The sequence below is a fragment of the Paenibacillus sp. FSL R7-0652 genome (assembly GCF_038595045.1).
In the GTDB taxonomy this organism is placed as follows: Bacteria; Bacillota; Bacilli; order Paenibacillales; family Paenibacillaceae; genus Paenibacillus.
Genome location: NZ_CP152001.1, coordinates 232531 through 252156, shown reverse-complemented (window position 1 = coordinate 252156; position 19626 = coordinate 232531). Strand labels below are relative to the sequence as shown.

Below are 19626 nucleotides of genomic sequence, written 5' to 3'. Positions count from 1 at the left end.
TTTGAGGTTGTTCTGCCGGATGCTGCATGAATCTGCCGTAGATTAGGTTGGCTTGAGCTTCATCGGGATCCGGCTCATCCACATGATATTTCTCGTGATATCTATCGTGGCTGCCTCACATCAACAATGTGTTGCATTTTTAAACAACATTACTCTTAATTTAAATTAGAAGTAATTTATTGTTGCTAAATGAAACGATATGGGATAATATAATCCCTGCAAGCGCTTCAAGAAAACGATTACTTCATAAGGAGCTATGACTATGAATATTAAAGCAACTTTAGATCGCATCCCTGGCGGTATGATGGTTGTTCCCCTTTTGCTGGGTGCAACGATCAATACATTTTTCCCGAATGCCCTGCGCATCGGGGGATTTACTGAAGCTCTCTTTGTAAACAGTGCCAGTACACTCATTGCGCTTTTCCTGTTAATTGCCGGTACGCAGATCACGTTCAAAACAGCGGGTTCCTCCGTGGGTAAAGGTTTGACCCTTCTTACATTCAAGTGGGCAATCGGTGCAGGTCTTGGTTTTATCGCTATATTATTTGCTGATTCGAATGGGTTATTTCTAGGACTAGCCCCACTGGCCATTATTGCAGCGATGACGAACTCTAATGGCGGTCTGTATATCGCACTTGCAGGCCAATACGGTAAAGAAGATGACAAAGCAGCCTACCCGTTCCTCGCACTTAGTGACGGACCATTTCTAACCATGGTAGCGCTCTCGATCTTTGGTGCCATGGGTTTTGCGAACGGTATGTTCTCTCCAATGTCCTTTGTCGCGGTATTGCTTCCACTGATTGTTGGTGTCATTATTGGTAATCTGGACCGCAACCTAGCTGAATGGCTGCACAAAGGCAGTGATAAACTTGTCCCGTTCTTTGCTTTTGCACTCGGTATGGGGATCAACTTCTCCTCCATTATCCAAGGTGGACTTGGCGGAATTCTGCTCGGCGTGCTGACCGTGCTTCTTACAGGCGGAGTTGGATACTTGCTTTTCAAAGCCATTGGCTGGAACCCCATTGTCGGTGCATCCGAGGGCTCTACAGCAGGTAATGCGGTGGGCACACCGGCTGCGATCGTAGCTGCCAACGCTTCATTTGGTCCCATTGCGGAGATCGCCACCGTGCAGATTGCGGCAAGTGTAGTAACGACAGCAATTCTGCTGCCTATCTTTATCGGCTTCCTCTCCAAACGACTGGAGAAATCAGGCGGGGTCGCCAAATATAATGAACGACCGACCACATAAACGTAGGCGTGGATTAAGTAATTTCATTTCATAATGGATTTTTAAAGGAGGGATGACTGCATGAAACTGGCCATTATTGCAGATGATTTGACCGGTGCCAATGACAGCGGGGTGCAGCTAGCCCGGCATGGCTTGAAGACAAGTGTTCTATTTAATATGGACGAGGCATCACTGGCCTCTTATGATACCGTTGTTTTTGATACAGACAGCCGTTCCATTGCAGCGGAAGAAGCTTATGAGCGTGTGTATCGTGCAGCCAAACTGCTGACAGAGAACGGGTTTGATACCATTTTCAAAAAAATGGACTCTACCATGCGCGGTAATATCGGCATCGAGATTGATGCCGTATACGATGCTGTAAAACCTGATTTTATGATGATCGCTCCGGGGTATCCGAAAAATAACCGCACCATTCTGGAGGGCATTCATTACCTGAACGGCGTGCCGCTTGCGGAGACAGAAATCGCTCTTGATCCGAAGACACCCGTGACCATCTCCTACCTTCCGGACCTGCTCAAACAGCAGACTAATTACAGCGTAGGTGAGATTACCGTCACCGATCTGGAAGCCGGATCGCAGCAGGTTCATGCCAGACTGGAGCAGTTGAAACAAAAAAGCGTCCCGTATGTGCTGGTGGACTCCACCGAGGAACGGCATTTGGAACTGATATTGCAGATGACGAAGAGCATGCCGTACACTTTTGCCTGGGCAGGTTCTGCAGGTATTGCCAACTACCTTCCGGCTCACTACGAACTGGAATCCAAATCCGCTGCACTAACAATCCCGCCGAATTCCGGACCGATCCTGACCGTGGTGGGCAGCGTAAATAAAAACTCTCGTGAGCAGTTATATCGCCTGCTTCGTCAGTCCCGGATCGCATCCGTGTCCTTCCACTCGTTCAAAGCCGTATCTGCAGAAGCAGACCGTGCGGCAGAGATGGAACGTGTCTACGACGAGGTCAGAACCAAAGCGATGGAGGGACAAGATGTGGTACTCTACTCCACCGCTGAATCCATCGATATTGAGCTGGCACGCGCCACAGGCGAGAATCGGGGCCTGAATCACACGCAGGTCAGCAACGAAATCGTACGTGCAATCGGTGAAATCTGTGCCCGGCTGCTGGAGGAAGGCCTGTTCAAAGGAGTGTCCATGACAGGCGGCGATACAGCCAAACAAATCTGTCTGAAATGGAACATCAGCGGTTTCGAGCTGCTGGACGAGCTTGAAATTGGCGTGCCAATCTCCAGATTTATGGGTATTGAAGATTTATATGTGATTACCAAAGCTGGGGGATTCGGTAAACCCGACGTCTTTATCCATGCGATTCAAAAACTAAAAGGGGGCATTCTCGTATGAAACCCACAGTAGGTATAACAATGGGCGATGCCGCAGGCATTGGACCCGAAATTATTATGAAAGCACTAGGACATCAGGAGGTATATGACCAGTGCAATCCACTTGTGATCGGTGATGCCAAGATGTTGGAGCGTGTGCTGCCTGTGATCGGTTCCAGCTTAAACGTAAATGCCATCCATGAACCTGCGGAAGCAAAGTATGAGTTCGGCACCGTAGACGTCATCGATCTGAATCTGGTGCCTGCCGATTTGGAGTACGGTAAAGTATCCGCTGCAGCAGGTGACGCAGCATTCAAGTTCTTAGCGAGAGCTATTGATCTGGCAAAAAAGAAGCAGATTCACTCGATCTGCACAGCACCGCTGAACAAGGAGGCTCTCCATCTGGGAGGCCATCTATATCCGGGCCATACGGAGATTTTGGCAGACCTGACGGACACCGAGGACTTCTCCATGATGCTGACCACGCCAAATCTGCGCGTCATTCACCTCACCACACATATGGGCCTGATCGATGCTATTGCGAGCATTAACCCGGAAAGAACCTATACAGTTGTGAAGCTGGCTCATGATACGTTGAAAAAAGCAGGCTTTGAGAATCCTCGCGTCGCGGTATGCGGGATTAATCCTCATGCCGGAGAGAACGGCTTGTTCGGTAACGGGGAAGAAGAAGAGAAGCTGCAGCCGGGCATTGAACGTGCGCAGCAGGAGGGCATTAACGTCGTTGGTCCACTCCCGGCGGACACACTCTTCTTCCGGGCGGGCCGCGGCGATTTCGATATCGTCGTAGCCTGCTATCACGACCAAGGTCATGCCCCAATCAAGGTGATGGGCATTGAAGAAGGCGTGAACATCACGGTTGGACTGAAAGGCGGCATTATCCGCACATCCGTGGATCACGGAACTGCCTTTGATATCGCTGGCAAAAACATTGCTGATGATAAAAGCATGCTGGCGGCTATCCGTTCCGCCATTGAACTTGCACCGAAGGATTTGGTGTAAGGGGAGCACTATTATCACGTATACCTATACGTCATAGTAAAGTTAGGAAAAGAAGCAAACCCGTTATTAGCGGGTTTGCTTCTTTGAATTTAATTTATGTATGACTCAGATGACTACAAAATCCGATCACCAAGAGACTCCATGCTGATCCAGGGTAATTATCATAGACATCATATGTCTGTACAATCCACAGCCCGTCCAAAATGACAATAAAAATACCCAGCTAAGTATGTAGGGTGAAACTTTATAAATGATTCATCCTCACTCCTTTAAGGCATGTTATATGCATATTGAGAAATGTTTATTTTTACCCTGACGGGGAGAGGATGAATCGGAGATAAATGATATCACGAGCAGTATTCCTTTGATTCCCTACTCCACACTAACGAACATGGGCAACGGCTCGAATCTCCACCCATTGTTCCGGGAATGCCAGATAATTCACCCCAATCAAACTGCCCGCCGGCCGATGCCCACCGATATATTGTTTGAACATTTCGATGGCGATTTCCCCGTGCTTCTGCGCCTGAGTCAAGTAAATTTCAACATAGGCGAGATTAGACTTTGCTGCACCAAACTGTGCTAAGACGGTATCCAAGTTCTCTAGTGTCTGTAATACTTGTGCCCGAATATCACCCTCTCCAACAAAGCCGCCTTCTGCGCTGTGGGAGAATTGTCCAGAGATGTACAGCGTATTGTCGACGCAGTAGCCTTGAGAGATGCCGTGATCCCAGAGATCATGATTGTACGTTTGAATTGTGGTCATGTAACTATCCCCTTTACTTTAAATTAAGGCTAGTATAGACTGGGCAAAAAGATTAGGATAGTACGCACAATAAGGATAGGTACTATCTGAAAGGATAGTGTAAACATGGGCATATCCGACTTTAACGGCGAGAATACAGCTGTTCAAGACACACCTTTTGGCTACACTATGTCAGTCATCGGTGGAAAGTGGAAGATGATTATTTTATACCTGCTCGCTGCCGAGCAGCCGGTTCGTTTCAATGAAATGCAGCGGCAGATTGGAGCAATTACGTACAAAGTTTTAAGTGCGCAGCTCAAGGAACTTGAGGCTGATGGATTAGTTATGCGTAAAGAGTTCCCGCAGATCCCGCCCAAAGTAGAATATTCGTTGACACCCAAAGCACAATCTCTCTTACCTGTGCTGGAACAGCTGTGTGAGTGGGGCGAAAAAAATCGTTAGATGGGGATGTGGATTTCTTATCATTTCTTATGGGCTTTACTCGAGATTGGCTTATCTTATGCTAAACTGAGTATAATCAGTGAAATGGGCAGTACCCTGTACTATTTCAATACCAAGAGAAACGTTTTAAATCATATGAAGGAAGAGATTGTGAATGGGAAGAAAGCAATCGTTTACGGAGACAGAGCTGCTGGATATGACCAAAAAATTGGTGCTGGAGCATGGGTACGACGGTTTTCACCTCAAGCTGCTCTCTCAGCATCTCTCTGGAGCTCGGAGTACCATCTATCAGTATTACGCCAATAAAGAAGAGATTGTGGCTGCTTGCATGAAGCGAGTCATCGCTAATGTATTGGAACATGCATCAGCCGTTGATGAGTCTGACCCATTAAAAGCGCTGGAAGAACTGCTCCTCATTTACGTTGAAGAGGCTGCACTCCATCAGCTTCTGGGTGATGCGAGTAAAATTAATACCTCCAATTCTGCTGCGGCAGCGAAGGATCTTGAATTTATTGAAGATGCGCATCAGACACTCAAAATTCAATTATCACGTTTGTTTGAACGTGCTCAGCAGAACAAATCCCTCCGCCAAGATATCCCTCTACCTGTACTTATTGGTGTCTTTTTCAACTTGTTTAATACACCTAACATGATGAATTTGCCTACAGCTGATTGGGGCAGACTGCTTTTTCAAACATGGATTGGAGGGGCCAAGAGCTGAGTTTTTTTCTTGGTATAAATTTGACACATGTGTCATTTATATTGTTTAATAAATGAGAACGTGTGTCGCGACACTTCGAATCTGACACAAGTGTCATAAAAGGAGTTGAGAGAGTGTTTTTAGCTGTAAAAGAGTTAATGCATAGCAAATTGAAATTTTTAATGATTATCATTATTTTTGTATTGATCGCTTGGCTGGTATTTATTTTATCTGGTCTAGGCAATGGGCTGTCCACGCTGGCTGCATCTACGTTTAAAAATATGAAAGCAGACTATGTCATTTTTGAAGAGGGTTCCCAGTCTTCCATGAGCAAGTCTTTATTATCTGCTCAACGGGTAGCTGAAGCAGAAAAAATGCCTAATGTCGAAGCTGCTTCACCCATGGGAAGCTCCATGGCAACAGCAATGAAGGGAAAAAGCTCGAAGAATGAAGATAAAGTTGATGTCGCGATCCTAGGCATTAACCCGGGAAGCTTTCTGGAGCCGAATATCGTTGAAGGTCAACCCCTGTCTTTGGATAACCCTACGGGTGTCGTGGTAAATTCAACCTTGAAGGATGAGGGTTTTAAACTTGGGGATACCTTCCAACTCGATGGTACGACAGAGTCCTTAACCATAATCGGCTTTGTGGAGAATGAGACGTATAACCATGTGGCATCTGTATTTACACCGATGGATCAATGGCGGAAGATTGCCTTTGCTGCTCCAGGTTCCGATAAAGGAGTGCCTGAGCCCGTCAATGCCATCATGCTGCAGGGTGAAAATATCGATCAGGCTGAACTCAATGCGACCTTGTCTGGCACAGATACCGTTACTCGGGCGGAAGCGGTACAAGGCATGCCGGGATACAAGGAAGAGAACGGTACGATTCTGATGATGCTTGCATTTTTGCTCGCTATATCTGCCTTTGTACTCGGTGTATTCTTTTATGTCATCACGATGCAAAAGACGAATCAGTTCGGCATTATGAAAGCTATAGGTGCCAGCAACAAGTTTCTGAGTAAAACGATCGTATCGCAAGTATTTGTCCTGTCGGTAACAAGCATTCTGGTCGGTATCTTACTGACTTACGGGACTGCTGCGATTATGCCTAAAGGTATGCCATTCAAGCTGGAGACTAGTCTTGTCGTGACCTATTCCGTCATCCTGCTCGTGATTGCGATGTTAAGCTCGTTGGTATCTGTTCGCAAAATTACAAAGATTGATCCGCTCAAAGCGCTCGGGAGGGTTGAATAATGACGAAAGGTCTGCAGATGAATGAAGTTACGATGATTTACGGTGAAGGCAGTAATCAGATGAAGGCTCTTGATCATGTGTCCCTATCTGTAGAGCCAGGAGAGTTTGCCGCTGTCGTTGGACCTTCCGGTTCTGGTAAAAGTACATTTTTGTCGATCGCTGGGGCCATGCTTAAAGCATCAGAGGGAGAAGTCAGATTGAACGGAAATCTGATCTCGATGCTTACGGAGAAGAAATTAGCTGATATCCGGTTGAAAGAAATTGGGTTTATTATGCAGTCATCTAATTTAGTTCCTTATCTCCATGTCCTGGATCAGCTCCTCATCGTAAAAAGAATGTCTGGAACCCTCAAAAAGGATGATCAGCAATTCGCCACCAAACTGCTGGAAGAGCTCGGACTCGGACAAAAGCTGCGAAAATTCCCGGAGGAATTGTCAGGCGGCGAAAAACAGCGCACAGCGATTGCTCGCGCTTTAATGAATGATCCTAACCTGATCCTGGCAGACGAACCCACCGCAAGCTTGGATACCAAGCGAGCCCATGAAGTAGTCAGCCTTATGGCACAAGAGGTCAAATCACGCCATAAAGCAGCCATTATGGTCACGCATGATGAGCGTATGCTCGCTTACTGCGATAAGGTATACAGAATGAATGATGGAATTTTAACGCTCGCTGCAACGTCTTAGTTGTAACTTTAACCCTATTATTAAAAATGAATTACCTCCCCTATATGGTGAAGAGTCAGCTCCCTACTTGGCAGTTGACTCTTCCTGTTTTTGCGCCAAATTTCCGTTTATCCCGCTCATACCCCATACTTCAGATACTCAATCCGACTCTCACTCATACCTGCTTAAGATGATACAGTTTTCTTATTGCTACGTAATGCTACGTAATGCTCCTTACCACTCCTTAAGTCACCTTATGCCCTTCACCTTCACCTGCAAAAACCAACTGACGCTCATCCTGCGCTGGTCTGCTTCTGCGATAGGCACTGGGCGACATCCCGTTCTGCTTATTAAAAATACGATTGAACTGCGAAAAGCTGGTGAAGCCGCATTGGGCAGCAATATCCGTAATTTTCTCACTGGAATGCAGCAGCAATTGTTGGGCATTTCGAATCCGGGTCATCTGCACATATTCCGTAAACGTGAAACCTGTGACTTTGTTGAACTGGCGCGATAAATGATGTGCACTGACATAAAATCGCCTGGACACGTCATCCAGCGACATCTCCTGCTGATAGTGGCTGTGAATATAGGATGCAACAGCATACATTCGCTGGGTCATGGATGATCCTGTTTCCTCACGAACATAGCCATTCTCCGCCGCATAACGATGAAGACCACATAGAAATTCGATAAATTTATGATGGATAGCAACCGATTGAATGGGAGAAGGTTGCTCTGATATCGCAAAAATGTCGTTGATCGATGCAAGGACTTCCTTCCTCCGCTCTTCCGAAAAGCGGAAAATGGGAACCTGCGCATTAAATATCGTAAACAGCTCGCTGTAACCGTTCTCAAGTCCAGGCAAATGGCGAGGTATAGCAAAATTAATGATTAACCGTTTGGGCGGCAGCCCCTTTGGATATTGGGTTTTATGCAGCAAAGCCGGCTGGAGCAGTACGATATCATAGGGCTGAATCTCGTATAAACTCCCTTCTATAATATGCGCAGCAGTGCGATCGAGCAGAATGCAAATTTCATAAAAATCGTGAAAATGCTGAAACTCCATATTGAGATCATGTGAACGCTCATCATAATCCAGGTGATAAAAAAGCGGTTCCCCCGGCTGGTTCACATGGATCGCATATCCCCTCTCATATGCCAAAACCGATGATGTCATGGACAGGCTCCTTCCCTGATCATTCCCACCTTCATTTTAGCATGAAATGCAATAAAAGGACGGTATTTTCAGCATACATTACGTAGTTTCGATCATTTCACATTTGATATGATGAAGTTAAAATGTCAGCGTTTTCAACGTTCTAGTCGAAGCTTCTATTGTTGTTCAAGTAACCCTCACAGCTTGTACTTACTAAATACCAAGGTGGGAAACACATATGAAATTGAATTCCTTGTCTACTCGAATCCAAACGATTGTGAAACACTTGGAAAGTGCGCGATTAACGTCAAAGACCTATATACCCGAGCTTTACCATAAAGAGAGCGGATACCATACATGGGACCTCGTGCATGAAGATCCTTCTTCATGGAACGTATTCCGCAAAGGTGACGGCTGGGGCGGCAAAGATGTACACAGCTGCTTCAAAACCCGCATTCGTATTCCCGACCACTTGGAAGGAAAAAAGGTTGTCTGCGCCATCGTTACCGGTGCCACAGATATCTGGAACTACGATAATCCACAGTTTCTGGCCTTCCTGAATGGCGAGCTGATCTGCGGTCTGGATGTAAATCATACCGAAATCGACCTGACGCAATCGGCTGTCAAAGGGGAAGAGTTCGAGCTGGCACTGTATGCCTACTGCAGCACTTCCGCAGCTGATGTTTTCCTGAACGTATATATTGCCGAGCATCATGAGCCTGTCTCGAATTTGTATTATGACCTGAAGGCTGCACTGGATGCGGCAGACCTGCTGCGCGAGGATGATCTGGAGCGCCTGAAGCTGATCGAACAGCTGAACGAAGCTGTAAATCTGCTCGATTTACGCCAAGAAAACAGCGCGGCTTTTCATGCATCTGTGCTGGAAGCACGCCAGTATCTGCAAAACCATATCTATGGGGAAACTCGTCCCGAAAGTGATCATATCCCGACCGTTCACTGCATTGGTCACACTCATATTGACGTGGCATGGCTGTGGACGCTGGATCAGACACGGGAGAAGGTCATTCGCAGCTTCGCCAGCGTGCTCTATCTGATGGATAAATTTCCGGAGTACACATTCATGTCCTCCCAGCCGCAGCTTTATGCATACCTGAAAGCAGACTTTCCATCTTTATATGAGAAAATTAAAGAAAAGGTAGCTGAAGGCCGCTGGGAAGCAGAAGGTTCGATGTGGCTGGAAGCGGATTGCAACCTGATCTCGGGCGAATCAATGATCCGTCAGATTATCTATGGCAAACGTTTCTTCAAGGAAGAATTCGGCGTAGAGAACCGTGTGCTGTGGCTGCCCGATGTATTTGGTTACAGCGCAGCAATGCCGCAAATTATGCGCAAGAGCGGGATCGACTATTTTATGACGACCAAAATTGCCTGGAATGATACCAACCAGATTCCAAACGATACGATGTACTGGAGAGGCATTGACGGTTCGGAGGTTCTGACGCATTTCATCACGGCCAAAGACTATATCCCGCACCCGGAATTCGGAAAGCACCGTTTCGAAACAACATACAATGGACGTTTTAATGCTTCACAAGTGAAAGGCACTTGGCAGCGATACCAGAACAAAGACATCAACACCGACGTACTGCAGTGCTTCGGATTCGGAGACGGCGGCGGCGGGCCAACCGAGGAAATGCTGGAACATGGCAGACGGCTTGAGAAAGGACTTCCCGGCGTACCAACGGTAAAACGTACATTTGTGCGTGAATTTTTCGAAAAATTAGAACAGAATTTGGACGGCGTACGCTCGGTTCCGCGCTGGTCAGGCGAGCTGTATCTGGAATATCACCGCGGTACGTATACATCCATGGCTCGTAATAAAAAGTATAACCGCCACAGCGAATTTGCACTGTCCGATGCCGAGCTGTTCTCTATGATCCAACGTCAGGCGGATGCACAAGCCGTATATCCAACCGACGCATTGGAGCATGCATGGAAGCTGACGATGCTGAACCAGTTCCATGATATTCTGCCAGGCAGCTCCATTGAGCAGGTATACATCGATTCGCAGGAACAGTATGAAGAGGTGCTGCGTGTCACGGACGAACTGAAGAGCAGCGCCTTGAACGGAATTGTAAGCCAGATTACGTCGGACGGCGAGGCCATCGTTGTCTTTAACCCAACCGGTTTTGCACGGACAGATGTGGTGGAACTGCCTGCTTTTGCGAAAAAAGTAACGGTACACGATGGAGAGCGTCCAGTACCAAGCCAGTACACCCCAGAGGGCGGACTTGTGTTCCTTGCAGAGAATGTGCCTGCATCAGGTTACAAAACGTTCCGCATCATACCGGATGCCGCTGCTGATCTTGGCAGTGCAGGTGTATCGGCTGCCCAGTGGCAATCCGAACAGCAATCCATCGAGACCCCTTGGTATGATATTCGTCTGAATGAAAGTGCTGAATTTATATCCGTGTGGGACAAACTGGAGGGGCGTGAACTGCTTCAATCCGGTGAGCGCGGCAATGTGCTGCAGGTATTCGAGGATCGTCCTGCGGAGTATGAGGCATGGAATATTGACGATTATTATGAACAGCATATGTGGGAGATCAATGACCTGCAGTCGATGGAATGGGTAGAAAGCGGCCCGGTACGTTCCGTGCTTCAAGTGAAAAGACAATTTATGGAATCTATCATTGAACAAAAGATCATTTTCTACGCACATACACGGCGGATCGACTTCCGTACCTTCGTAGATTGGAAACAGGAGCATTTACTGCTGAAAGCTGCCTTCCCACTCGATATTTGGAGTGAAAAAGCCGTCTATGAAATCCAGTATGGTAACGTGGAACGCGCAACACACCGCAATACGAGCTGGGATCAGGCCCGGTTTGAGGTATGTGGTCAGAAGTGGGCTGATTTGGCCGAAAGCGGCTACGGTGCGGCCCTGCTGAATGACTGCAAATACGGATATGACATTCACAATTCGGTGATGCGCCTGTCCCTGATCAAGAGCGCAACCTATCCAAACGAAAATGCCGACAAAGAGCAGCATGTGTTCACCTACTCCCTCTATCCGCATCAGGGTGATTTCCGTGAGGGACGTGTTATCCAGGCAGCTTATGATCTCAACCGTCCGCTGGTTGGTCTTGAAGTAGATAAGCAAACTGGCACGCTACCGGGTACATGGTCACTTGCTTCCGTGGATCAGGAGAATGTCGTACTTGAGGTCATCAAAAAAGCCGAGGACAACGATGACATGATCATCCGTGTCTACGAGGCTCATGGCCGCCGCAGTCGTGCCTCCCTGCGATTGCCTGAGGGAACAGGTGCCACAGCTTATGCATGTGATTTGCTGGAGAACATCGAAGCGGAGCGCCGCGTAGAGAATGCTCGTATTGCTTTTGACATTAAGCCATATGAGATTCTGACGTTCCGTTTTCCGCGTGTATAAGGCATCTGGCTGAGCAAGATTGTCTTCAAGTGGTGAATACCAGAAAATGTCCAAGCAAAGACGTGTTCGGGAATCTTGTTAGCTGCTAGCCAATAAATTGTTCTATTTATAAAAAGAGTGCCGCTTGTCCTTATGGACGAGGGCACTCTTTTGGTATGCGTTCTATTTTAAATGCTCAGTTATCTCTTAAAATTCCTCGTACTCACTCGGGTCTTGATTCCACAACCGTCCATCCGCACGATTAAACGAAGCGATGACCTTCATCTCCTCTTCGTTCAACTCAAAATCAAATATGTTGATGTTTTCCTGCTGATGCTGCAGTGAACCTGCTTTAGGAATCGGAATAGAGCCGAGCTGAATATGCCAGCGCAGTATAACCTGTGTAGGCGTTTTACCGTGCGTTTCTGCAATGCGAACAATATTCTCGTCCTTCAAAATATCCTGCAAAGCATCATTCCCACGTCCAATGGGACTCCAGGATTCGTTCACAATGCCATGCTTTGCATCCTGCTCCCGCTGCTTCGCCTGATCGAAGAATGGATGCAGCTCGATCTGATTCAAACTTGGTGCGACCCCCGTCTCCTGTACCAGCCGTTCATTGTGCTCAGGCAGGAAATTGCTGACACCGATGGAGCGGATGTACCCGCGTTTTTTCGCTTCGATTAAAGCCTGCCATGCCTCTACATACATATCCTGCTTGGGATTAGGCCAGTGGATCAGATACAGATCATAATAGTCCAGATCGGCTCTGTACAATGACTCCTGAATCGCGACCAACGCTTTGTCATAGGCATGATATCTGCCCGGCAGCTTGGAGGTAACCAGAAGCTCTTCCCTCGTGATGGAGCCTTGTTTGATCGCTCTACCAACGGTAGCCTCATTTTCATAGTTATATGCCGTATCAATCAAACGATACCCTGCATCAAAGGCAGACACAATGGATTGAACGCCCGCCTCGCCTTTTAAACTGTACGTACCGAAACCAATCGCAGGCACTTTCAAGCCATCATTCAACGTGTACTCCGGGATATGATTCATTCGAGAACTCTCCTTTGTAAAAGGTTGTATGATCTTTCCTGAAACAGGATTGAAAAATATAAATCGTTCTCTCGTTATTCTACCCTTCCACGCATGCTTGAATCAATTCCGGCACCTCTACCTCCTAAAGACTTACTTGGCATCTCCTATAATAAGATCCGTTATGATATCCAGCTGTTTCTCTACCGCAATAGGGTCACTCGGAAGGAACTGATCAAAATCAATAGAGTACACATGGCCTGCTTTTCCTGCTGGAGAGGCATCGATCAGTTTCTGTACATCCTTAAGCTTGTCCTCAGCACCCTTATTTACCGCGAGGAACAGACGGTCACCGATAAACTCGGGAATCACCTCGGTGGATACCTCCCATGTTTCGCCATGAATGACGTCGGACTCTACCTTGGCTGCCGGCTTCAATCCAAGATATTTATAAATAATATTGCCCCCCATATTGGTATCTCCATATACAAAAAGGGCATCTGGACGTACGTTTAGTATAGAGAACGTTTCATCCGCACGAACATAAGGGCTGATTTTCGCTTTGTACGCTGCGATTTTGGCTGTAAACTTCTCTTTCCACTGCTTCGCTTCTTCCTGTTTACCAAGAATATCCCCAAACATCGCTATATCTTTGATGGGTTCATTGTTCTGCTCAATCACAATGGTTGGAGCAATCTTGCTCAGCGCATCATACCCCCCCTCCACAATCTCGGCTAGTGCAGGTGTTGTTACAATCAAGTCTGGTTGCAGAGACAGAATCTTCTCCGCATCAGGCGGTATGCCGATATCGGTAATTCCTGTTTTGTCGTTAATATGCGGGTTGTCCAAAACATACGTCGTTGTGCCCACCGGCTTCACGCCAAGTGCGACAAGCTCACCCAGATGAAAGAAACTGACGACACGCTGTGGATGCACAGGAATTTCGGTCTCCCCTTTGAGGTGCTTGTACTTTCTCGTTTCCGATGCAGTGCTGTCTGATGCGGTTGCCGTCGCCGTTTGGCTTGCAGGCTCTTGAGCTGCCGCAGCCCCTCCTGTTGTATTACTTGCCTGACATGCACTAAGAATCAACGATGTACATAATACCATCATGGCTCCAAAGGCAGGTCTTGAAAATCGAAACATGGATGTATCCCCTTCCTTATCCCATTGATAATAAGACTCATTCTCATTATGAGAATGAAAGGGAAGGGAGACAATGGACGATTCCAAGCGGCGTAATGGATTATTCTGAACCTGAGCGGCTTGTTTATGTTCCGCGCGAAACTGAAGCGGGGAACGACCGGTGTGTTTTTTGAATAATCGACTGAAATAATATACATCTGCATAGCCTACCTTGCTTGCCACATCCTGAATCCGTGCATCCGACTTTAACAATAGCTGCTTGGCCCGGTGGACACGCTCATGAATCAGATACTCGATTGGCCCTAGTCCGATCTGATTGCGGAATAAACGCGATAAATAACTTGTACTGCAGTCATATCTGCCAGCCAGCTTCTCCGCTGTAATCGGCTCCCTATAGTGTGCTTGAACATATTTGATCGCGTCGGTCACGATGCTAGTTTTAGTATGCTCTGGTTGCGCTAATGTCTGCAGTTTTTGGCTCAAAACCTCGTACACCATAGGTAAAAAGATGGATTGGGCTTGCAGCCGATCTAAAAGCTCGCTGCTGTTCCAGTGACGTTTCATCGCTTCACATTTTTCCTGAATTGGCAGCATCGCGTTTGGTGTAAACCCATAAGAATGAGTTAAGCTCTCCTGAGCCTCTGATGATGTAGATAACGATGTATATACAACTAGATATCCGCCCCATTCCTGATGATGATCTGGCCCTTCAAAACTCGTGTTCTTGTCCGCTGCTCCATGGAGAATGTAAGGTGAGCGACAATGAACAAATTCACCCGACATCCTCACCCCGATCTCTCCATGCGTAACAATAAAGAAAAACCCCGTATGTGCTTCAAACTCGGACAGATCTGGAACTGCCTCATGTTGTGCACGATAAGACCGAATACATTGCAACCGCACAGCTGATCGACTCCACTGCTCAATATGAGCATTACATTCCGTAGAGCTTTTCATTCACTTCTCCCCCTGCCTGTACCTGTTCCCGAACCTTGCCTCACATCTTTCTACGTCCTCAAAATATGCCCTATTATATCACAGACAAAAAGCCATCAACCGGAGAGGTTGATAGCTTATTTGAATATCTTATGAGCTGCGTATTGGAGCTGTATTACACGGCTGTATTAGGACTATATACGAATCGTTCCAGCATATTTGGACATCAATAAACCCGCAATTCAATAGACTTGGCTGCCCATCAATATTCACGTACGTACTCTTTGGTCTCCTTAAGCTGTACAATATCGTGGCCTGTTGGATTCTGGAAAGCACGCAGTCCAAACGTTGATGCAACCGCAAAGATATGGTCAAAAATATCTGCCTGCACATTCTCATACACAGCCCAGTTGGTGTCATTGCTGAACGCATAAATTTCGAGAGGTAATCCGCGATCCTCCGGAGCAAGCTGTCTCACAATCATCGTCATATCCTTGTTAATCTTCGGATGATGTCTCAAATATTGATGGATATATTCGCGGAACACACCAATATTCGTGAGCTGTCTGCCATTCACATTACTTTCCCGGTTCACTTCGTGTTCGATATTGTACGCCTCGATTTCCTTTAATTTCGACGTGACATAATCGGCCAAATAGTGAATCTTCTCGAACTCGGCCACCATCTCTTCATTGCAGAAACGGATACTGCTGATATCGATATAAATACTTCGCTTGATCCTTCTGCCGCCCGACACCTGCATGCCTCTCCAATTTCGGAACGAGTCTGATATCAGTGCGTAACTGGGGATCATGGTGATCGTTTTATCAAAATTCATGACTTTCACCGTATTCAGAGTGATGTCGATAACATCCCCATCCGCGTTGTATTTCGGCATCTCGATCCAATCGCCTACACGCACCATGTCATTGGACGACAGCTGCACACCAGCGACCAGACCCAGAATAGAGTCTTTGAAGATGAGCATCAATACTGCCGATAAAGCCCCTAGTCCACTGAGAATAATCAACGGATTCTGTCCGACCAGACTGGAGATCACGATAATGCCACCAATGATGAACAGAACGATCTTAGCTACTTGAATATAACTCTTGATCGGACGAATTTTAGACACTTCATAGGTACGATAAATATCGTCGAATACATTAAGCAGCGCATTCAGCACCGTAATCATGATGACAATCATGTAAGTCATTGCCGCTTTTTCAATTAAAGCCTGATAGGCCGGGAAAACGTACGCCGTATAGTAGATGATAACAGCCGGTACGAGGTGTGATAATCTCTGAAACAGCTTCTTCTGAACGACGATGTGTCCCCATTTGAACCGATTATGGCTCACAATCCGATGCACGGTCTTCAGAACAAGTCGTTTGGCCATGTAATTGGCAATCATCGAGACGAGCGCAATAAAAATGATCATAATAATATTGGAAAGATACCCGATGGAGGGTTCGGTCATGCCAAGTTCCTCTAGCTGTTTTCTGATAAAATCCATAGTTTCCTCCTGACGCAGTCTAGTTTAGCCTACTATTATAGAGTAGATACGATTGTAAAGTAAAATGAAGTGCGATGATCCCGCTTGAGAAGAAACCAGGCTCCACCGCAGGCTTTTAACCCTTAACATACCCAATTATCCCTTCCTGTTAACATATGAAATCCTCGAAGAAGTAATGCATCATGCAGCCTTTCATGACTCTTCAGTTCAATATCTCAAATGGAGGGAATCTTCCCAAATCAAAAAAAGACCCGCTCATTCTACAGAATGATGGGTCTGCTCTAATTGATGTCACTTCATCTTCAGTCTACAGCACTCACTTCGCCAATCTCATCAGTTCACTCACTGTAACTAACCGATACCCCTGCATCGTTAGTTCTTCCACCAGCACACGAACCGCTTCTACGGTCTGAGAACGATCTCCGTACCCGTCATGGAAGATCAGCACACTGCCGGATTTCACGACTGAACGGGAATGCTCCAGAATGTGTTCGACCCCGGGATTGTCCCAATCCCGGGCACCACCGTTTACCGTACCAATGGAGTGATATCCTTGCTCAGCAGCCAGGGCCAGAATGTCCTCATTCACACCAAAATATGGCGGTCTGAAGCTGCGGGCTGCACTGCCCGTGACTTCTTGAATAAGACGTTCAGCCTGCTGCAGCTCTTTTTCGGCCTCTTCCAGCGTAAGCTCAGTGAGGTTCGGATGCGTGTATGTATGATTGGCAATCTCATGCCCTTCACGGTGCACCTCTGCCGCAATATCGGGATATGCCTCCATCTCTTTACCAATCATGAAAAATGTCGCATGCCCGCCTGCACGGCGGAAGATTTCCAGCACTTGATGGGTGTATACCGGATGCGGACCATCATCAAACGTAAAGGCCACAACCTTTTCCTGCACAGATACCTGCTCGACTAACGAATGTTCCATCATGTAACCACAATCCCCTCTCTGACTGCTCGGATCAACTCCACCTTATTATTCCACGGCTGTGAGCCAGGGTCTAGTCCATATAGGTTGAAGTTGGTATGTTTACACGGACACTTTAATGACAGAATAACGCTCCAATCGCTGTTATCCCCAGATCTTTTGATTCTCTTCTTTAATCAGTGAGAAATCCCGTGATAAGCTCATGCCTCCGATGCAGCTTTCTTGCAGAAAGCTTTGAGGTGAACGCTTCGATTTTCCGTTTTTTTAAAACTAACCTTTGATTGCACCTGCAATCATACTTTTCTGCACCTGTTTGTTGAGCAGCAGGTAGATCACAACTGTCGGCACTGTCGTAATCATAAGACCCGCTCCGATAATCCCCCACTGCGTAATGTACGTCCCAACCATCGACATCATGCCGACTGTGAGTGTCTGATAGGCCGTATTGTTAATAAACGTGACGGCGAACATCAGCTCATTCCAGCACGACAAAAACGTAAAAATTGCCACCGTTGAGATCGCCGGGGTCACGAGAGGAAGAATGATAGAGAAAAATGTCCGGTAAATCCCGCATCCGTCTATAACGGCGGACTCCTCCATCTCTCTCGGGATGCCTTTGAAAAAACTGCCCAGAATGAAAACCGCCATCGGAATACCGAAGGCCACATAGGGGATGATCAAGGCCCAATAGCTGTTGAGCAGGCCCAGGTTTTTCAAAATAATAAACAGCGGCAGCAGCGCCGCATGAATCGGCACCATCATACCCATGAGAATCATCGTCATGGTCAGCCCGCTGAGCTTCCAGTTCATTCTAGTAATTGCGTACCCCGTCATCGAGGACAGGATTAGCACCAGCACGATCGAGACTACCGTGACCAGCACGCTGTTCATAAAATAGTTCAGTACATGCCCGTCAGAGAGTGCCTTGGTATAGTTGCTCCACAGAAAGGCTTTGGGCAGCCCAGCCACATCTCCGCTAAAAATCTCACTGTTATCCTTCAGGGAGAACAGTGCCAGCCAGATCAACGGGTAGATCTGAATAATTGCGATAAGAATCAAAAATGCCTGCAGCAGCACTTTGCCGATGGTTCCGCCACCGGAACGCTCTGGCCGGGTCTTTTTTTGCAGCATAACATCCATCGTACTCATAACTCTTCCTCCCCTCTACTCTGTCTTGAATAATGAATTAATGAGGATGGTACACACCAGACATTCCACAATGATAAAGACCGAAATTGCACTGCCATATCCGTACCGGAATGTATCAAAAATCGTAGCGTACATCAGCGTGCTCGGTACCTCGGTGCTGTAGAATGGTCCACCGCCTGTCAGTACATAAATCAAGTCGAACACCTTGAATGCCCCGATCACGGAAAATACAAGGCACACCTTCAGAATCGGTTTCATCAGCGGAATCATAATGGACCAAGCCACACGCAGGCGGGAAGCTCCGTCAATTCGTGCCGCTTCCAGTACATCCTGAGATACGGATTTGGCTCCCGCATACATCAGCAGCATATGATATCCCATGTACTGCCAGAGGGTTGGAATGAAGGAAGCTGCCAGGGCCGTATCCTTCTGACCCAGCCAATCCTGCGCCCAGCTGGATAAACCTATATGCTGCAGCAGTACGTTCAACAGACCGTAATCGGCATTGTAGATTTTCGACCACAGCTGGGCTATAACTACCGTCGAGATCAATACAGGAATAAAGTATACAGTCCGGTAGAAGCCTTCCCCCTTCACGTTAGATGCCAGTATTAATGCAAGCACCAGCGAGATCGGCAGCTGAATGAATACGGAGGCACCTGCAAACAGCAGGGAGTTTTTGATGGAGTTGGTCACACGAGTATCCTTAAACATCTCTACATAGTTGTCCAGGCCGATAAATGCGCCTTTCCCTACACCATTCCAATCGAGCAAACTGTAATAACTGGAGACAAAGATCGGAATCAGCACAATGCCGCAGAACAGAATCAGCGTAGGCAGGACAAAGACAGCAATCGTGCCTTTATTGGAAAATACAGAGTTCATTGCTCTTCTCCTCTCAAAGGCGTGACCGGAATATTCCGGACCAC

At 47.0% G+C, this 19626-nt stretch carries 16 protein-coding genes; 8 read left to right on the top strand and 8 right to left on the bottom strand.

Annotated features, from left to right (window positions below; translation table 11 throughout):
- The first annotated feature begins 262 nt into the window (after positions 1-262).
- Genes MKY97_RS01170 through pdxA form a run of 3 tightly spaced genes read left to right on the top strand, consistent with a single transcriptional unit; the run spans position 263 to position 3603 of the window.
- Positions 263-1249 (top strand): 2-keto-3-deoxygluconate permease, encoded by a 987-nt coding sequence (locus MKY97_RS01170; RefSeq protein ID WP_342553753.1) that lies wholly within the window; start codon positions 263-265, stop codon positions 1247-1249.
- Between the two features lie 60 nt (positions 1250-1309).
- A complete protein-coding gene (locus tag MKY97_RS01165; RefSeq protein WP_342553752.1) occupies positions 1310-2605 on the top strand; it encodes a four-carbon acid sugar kinase family protein in 1296 nt (431 codons plus the stop codon).
- A complete protein-coding gene (pdxA, locus tag MKY97_RS01160; RefSeq protein ID WP_342553751.1) occupies positions 2602-3603 on the top strand; it encodes a 4-hydroxythreonine-4-phosphate dehydrogenase PdxA in 1002 nt (333 codons plus the stop codon). The genes MKY97_RS01165 and pdxA overlap by 4 nt, the downstream gene beginning before the upstream one ends.
- Before the next feature lie 382 nt (positions 3604-3985).
- Here pdxA and MKY97_RS01155 read toward each other — a convergent pair whose 3' ends face one another.
- Positions 3986-4369: a RidA family protein gene (locus tag MKY97_RS01155; protein WP_342553750.1), complete on the bottom strand. Its 384-nt coding sequence runs from the start codon at positions 4367-4369 to the stop codon at positions 3986-3988.
- A gap of 105 nt (positions 4370-4474) precedes the next feature.
- Here MKY97_RS01155 and MKY97_RS01150 point away from each other — a divergent pair, with 105 nt between their 5' ends.
- The 4 genes from MKY97_RS01150 (at position 4475) to MKY97_RS01135 (ending at position 7452) form a co-directional block, all read left to right on the top strand.
- A complete protein-coding gene (locus tag MKY97_RS01150; protein WP_342553749.1) occupies positions 4475-4810 on the top strand; it encodes a helix-turn-helix domain-containing protein in 336 nt (111 codons plus the stop codon).
- Positions 4811-4964: 154 nt separating this feature from the next.
- A complete protein-coding gene (locus tag MKY97_RS01145) occupies positions 4965-5531 on the top strand; it encodes a TetR/AcrR family transcriptional regulator (protein ID WP_342553748.1) in 567 nt (188 codons plus the stop codon).
- A gap of 113 nt (positions 5532-5644) precedes the next feature.
- Entirely contained in the window at positions 5645-6766 is a 1122-nt protein-coding gene (locus MKY97_RS01140; protein ID WP_342553747.1) for an ABC transporter permease, read from the top strand.
- Complete coding sequence (locus tag MKY97_RS01135; RefSeq protein WP_342553746.1) at positions 6766-7452, top strand: ABC transporter ATP-binding protein; 687 nt, start codon at positions 6766-6768, stop codon at positions 7450-7452. Before MKY97_RS01140 ends, MKY97_RS01135 begins: the two co-directional genes overlap by 1 nt.
- 223 nt (positions 7453-7675) lie before the next feature.
- Here MKY97_RS01135 and MKY97_RS01130 read toward each other — a convergent pair whose 3' ends face one another.
- Positions 7676-8611: an AraC family transcriptional regulator gene (locus tag MKY97_RS01130; RefSeq protein WP_342553745.1), complete on the bottom strand. Its 936-nt coding sequence runs from the start codon at positions 8609-8611 to the stop codon at positions 7676-7678.
- 217 nt (positions 8612-8828) lie between these two features.
- Between MKY97_RS01130 and MKY97_RS01125 the strand changes: the two genes are divergently transcribed.
- Complete coding sequence (locus MKY97_RS01125; RefSeq protein WP_342553744.1) at positions 8829-12002, top strand: alpha-mannosidase; 3174 nt, start codon at positions 8829-8831, stop codon at positions 12000-12002.
- A 186-nt stretch (positions 12003-12188) separates the two neighbouring features.
- Here MKY97_RS01125 and MKY97_RS01120 read toward each other — a convergent pair whose 3' ends face one another.
- The 6 genes from MKY97_RS01120 to MKY97_RS01095 all read right to left on the bottom strand — a co-directional run bounded on the left by MKY97_RS01120 (position 12189) and on the right by MKY97_RS01095 (position 19582).
- Complete coding sequence (locus tag MKY97_RS01120) at positions 12189-13040, bottom strand: aldo/keto reductase (protein ID WP_342553743.1); 852 nt, start codon at positions 13038-13040, stop codon at positions 12189-12191.
- Between the two features lie 132 nt (positions 13041-13172).
- Complete coding sequence (locus MKY97_RS01115; protein WP_342553742.1) at positions 13173-15119, bottom strand: AraC family transcriptional regulator; 1947 nt, start codon at positions 15117-15119, stop codon at positions 13173-13175.
- Between the two features lie 241 nt (positions 15120-15360).
- Positions 15361-16614, bottom strand: a complete 1254-nt coding sequence (locus MKY97_RS01110; protein ID WP_342553741.1) for a mechanosensitive ion channel domain-containing protein — start codon at positions 16612-16614, stop codon at positions 15361-15363.
- 316 nt (positions 16615-16930) lie between these two features.
- Complete coding sequence (locus tag MKY97_RS01105; RefSeq protein WP_342553740.1) at positions 16931-17551, bottom strand: polysaccharide deacetylase family protein; 621 nt, start codon at positions 17549-17551, stop codon at positions 16931-16933.
- Between the two features lie 267 nt (positions 17552-17818).
- Positions 17819-18697 (bottom strand): carbohydrate ABC transporter permease, encoded by an 879-nt coding sequence (locus MKY97_RS01100; RefSeq protein ID WP_342553739.1) that lies wholly within the window; start codon positions 18695-18697, stop codon positions 17819-17821.
- Positions 18698-18712: 15 nt separating this feature from the next.
- Entirely contained in the window at positions 18713-19582 is an 870-nt protein-coding gene (locus tag MKY97_RS01095; RefSeq protein WP_342553738.1) for a sugar ABC transporter permease, read from the bottom strand.
- Positions 19583-19626: the final 44 nt, after the last annotated feature.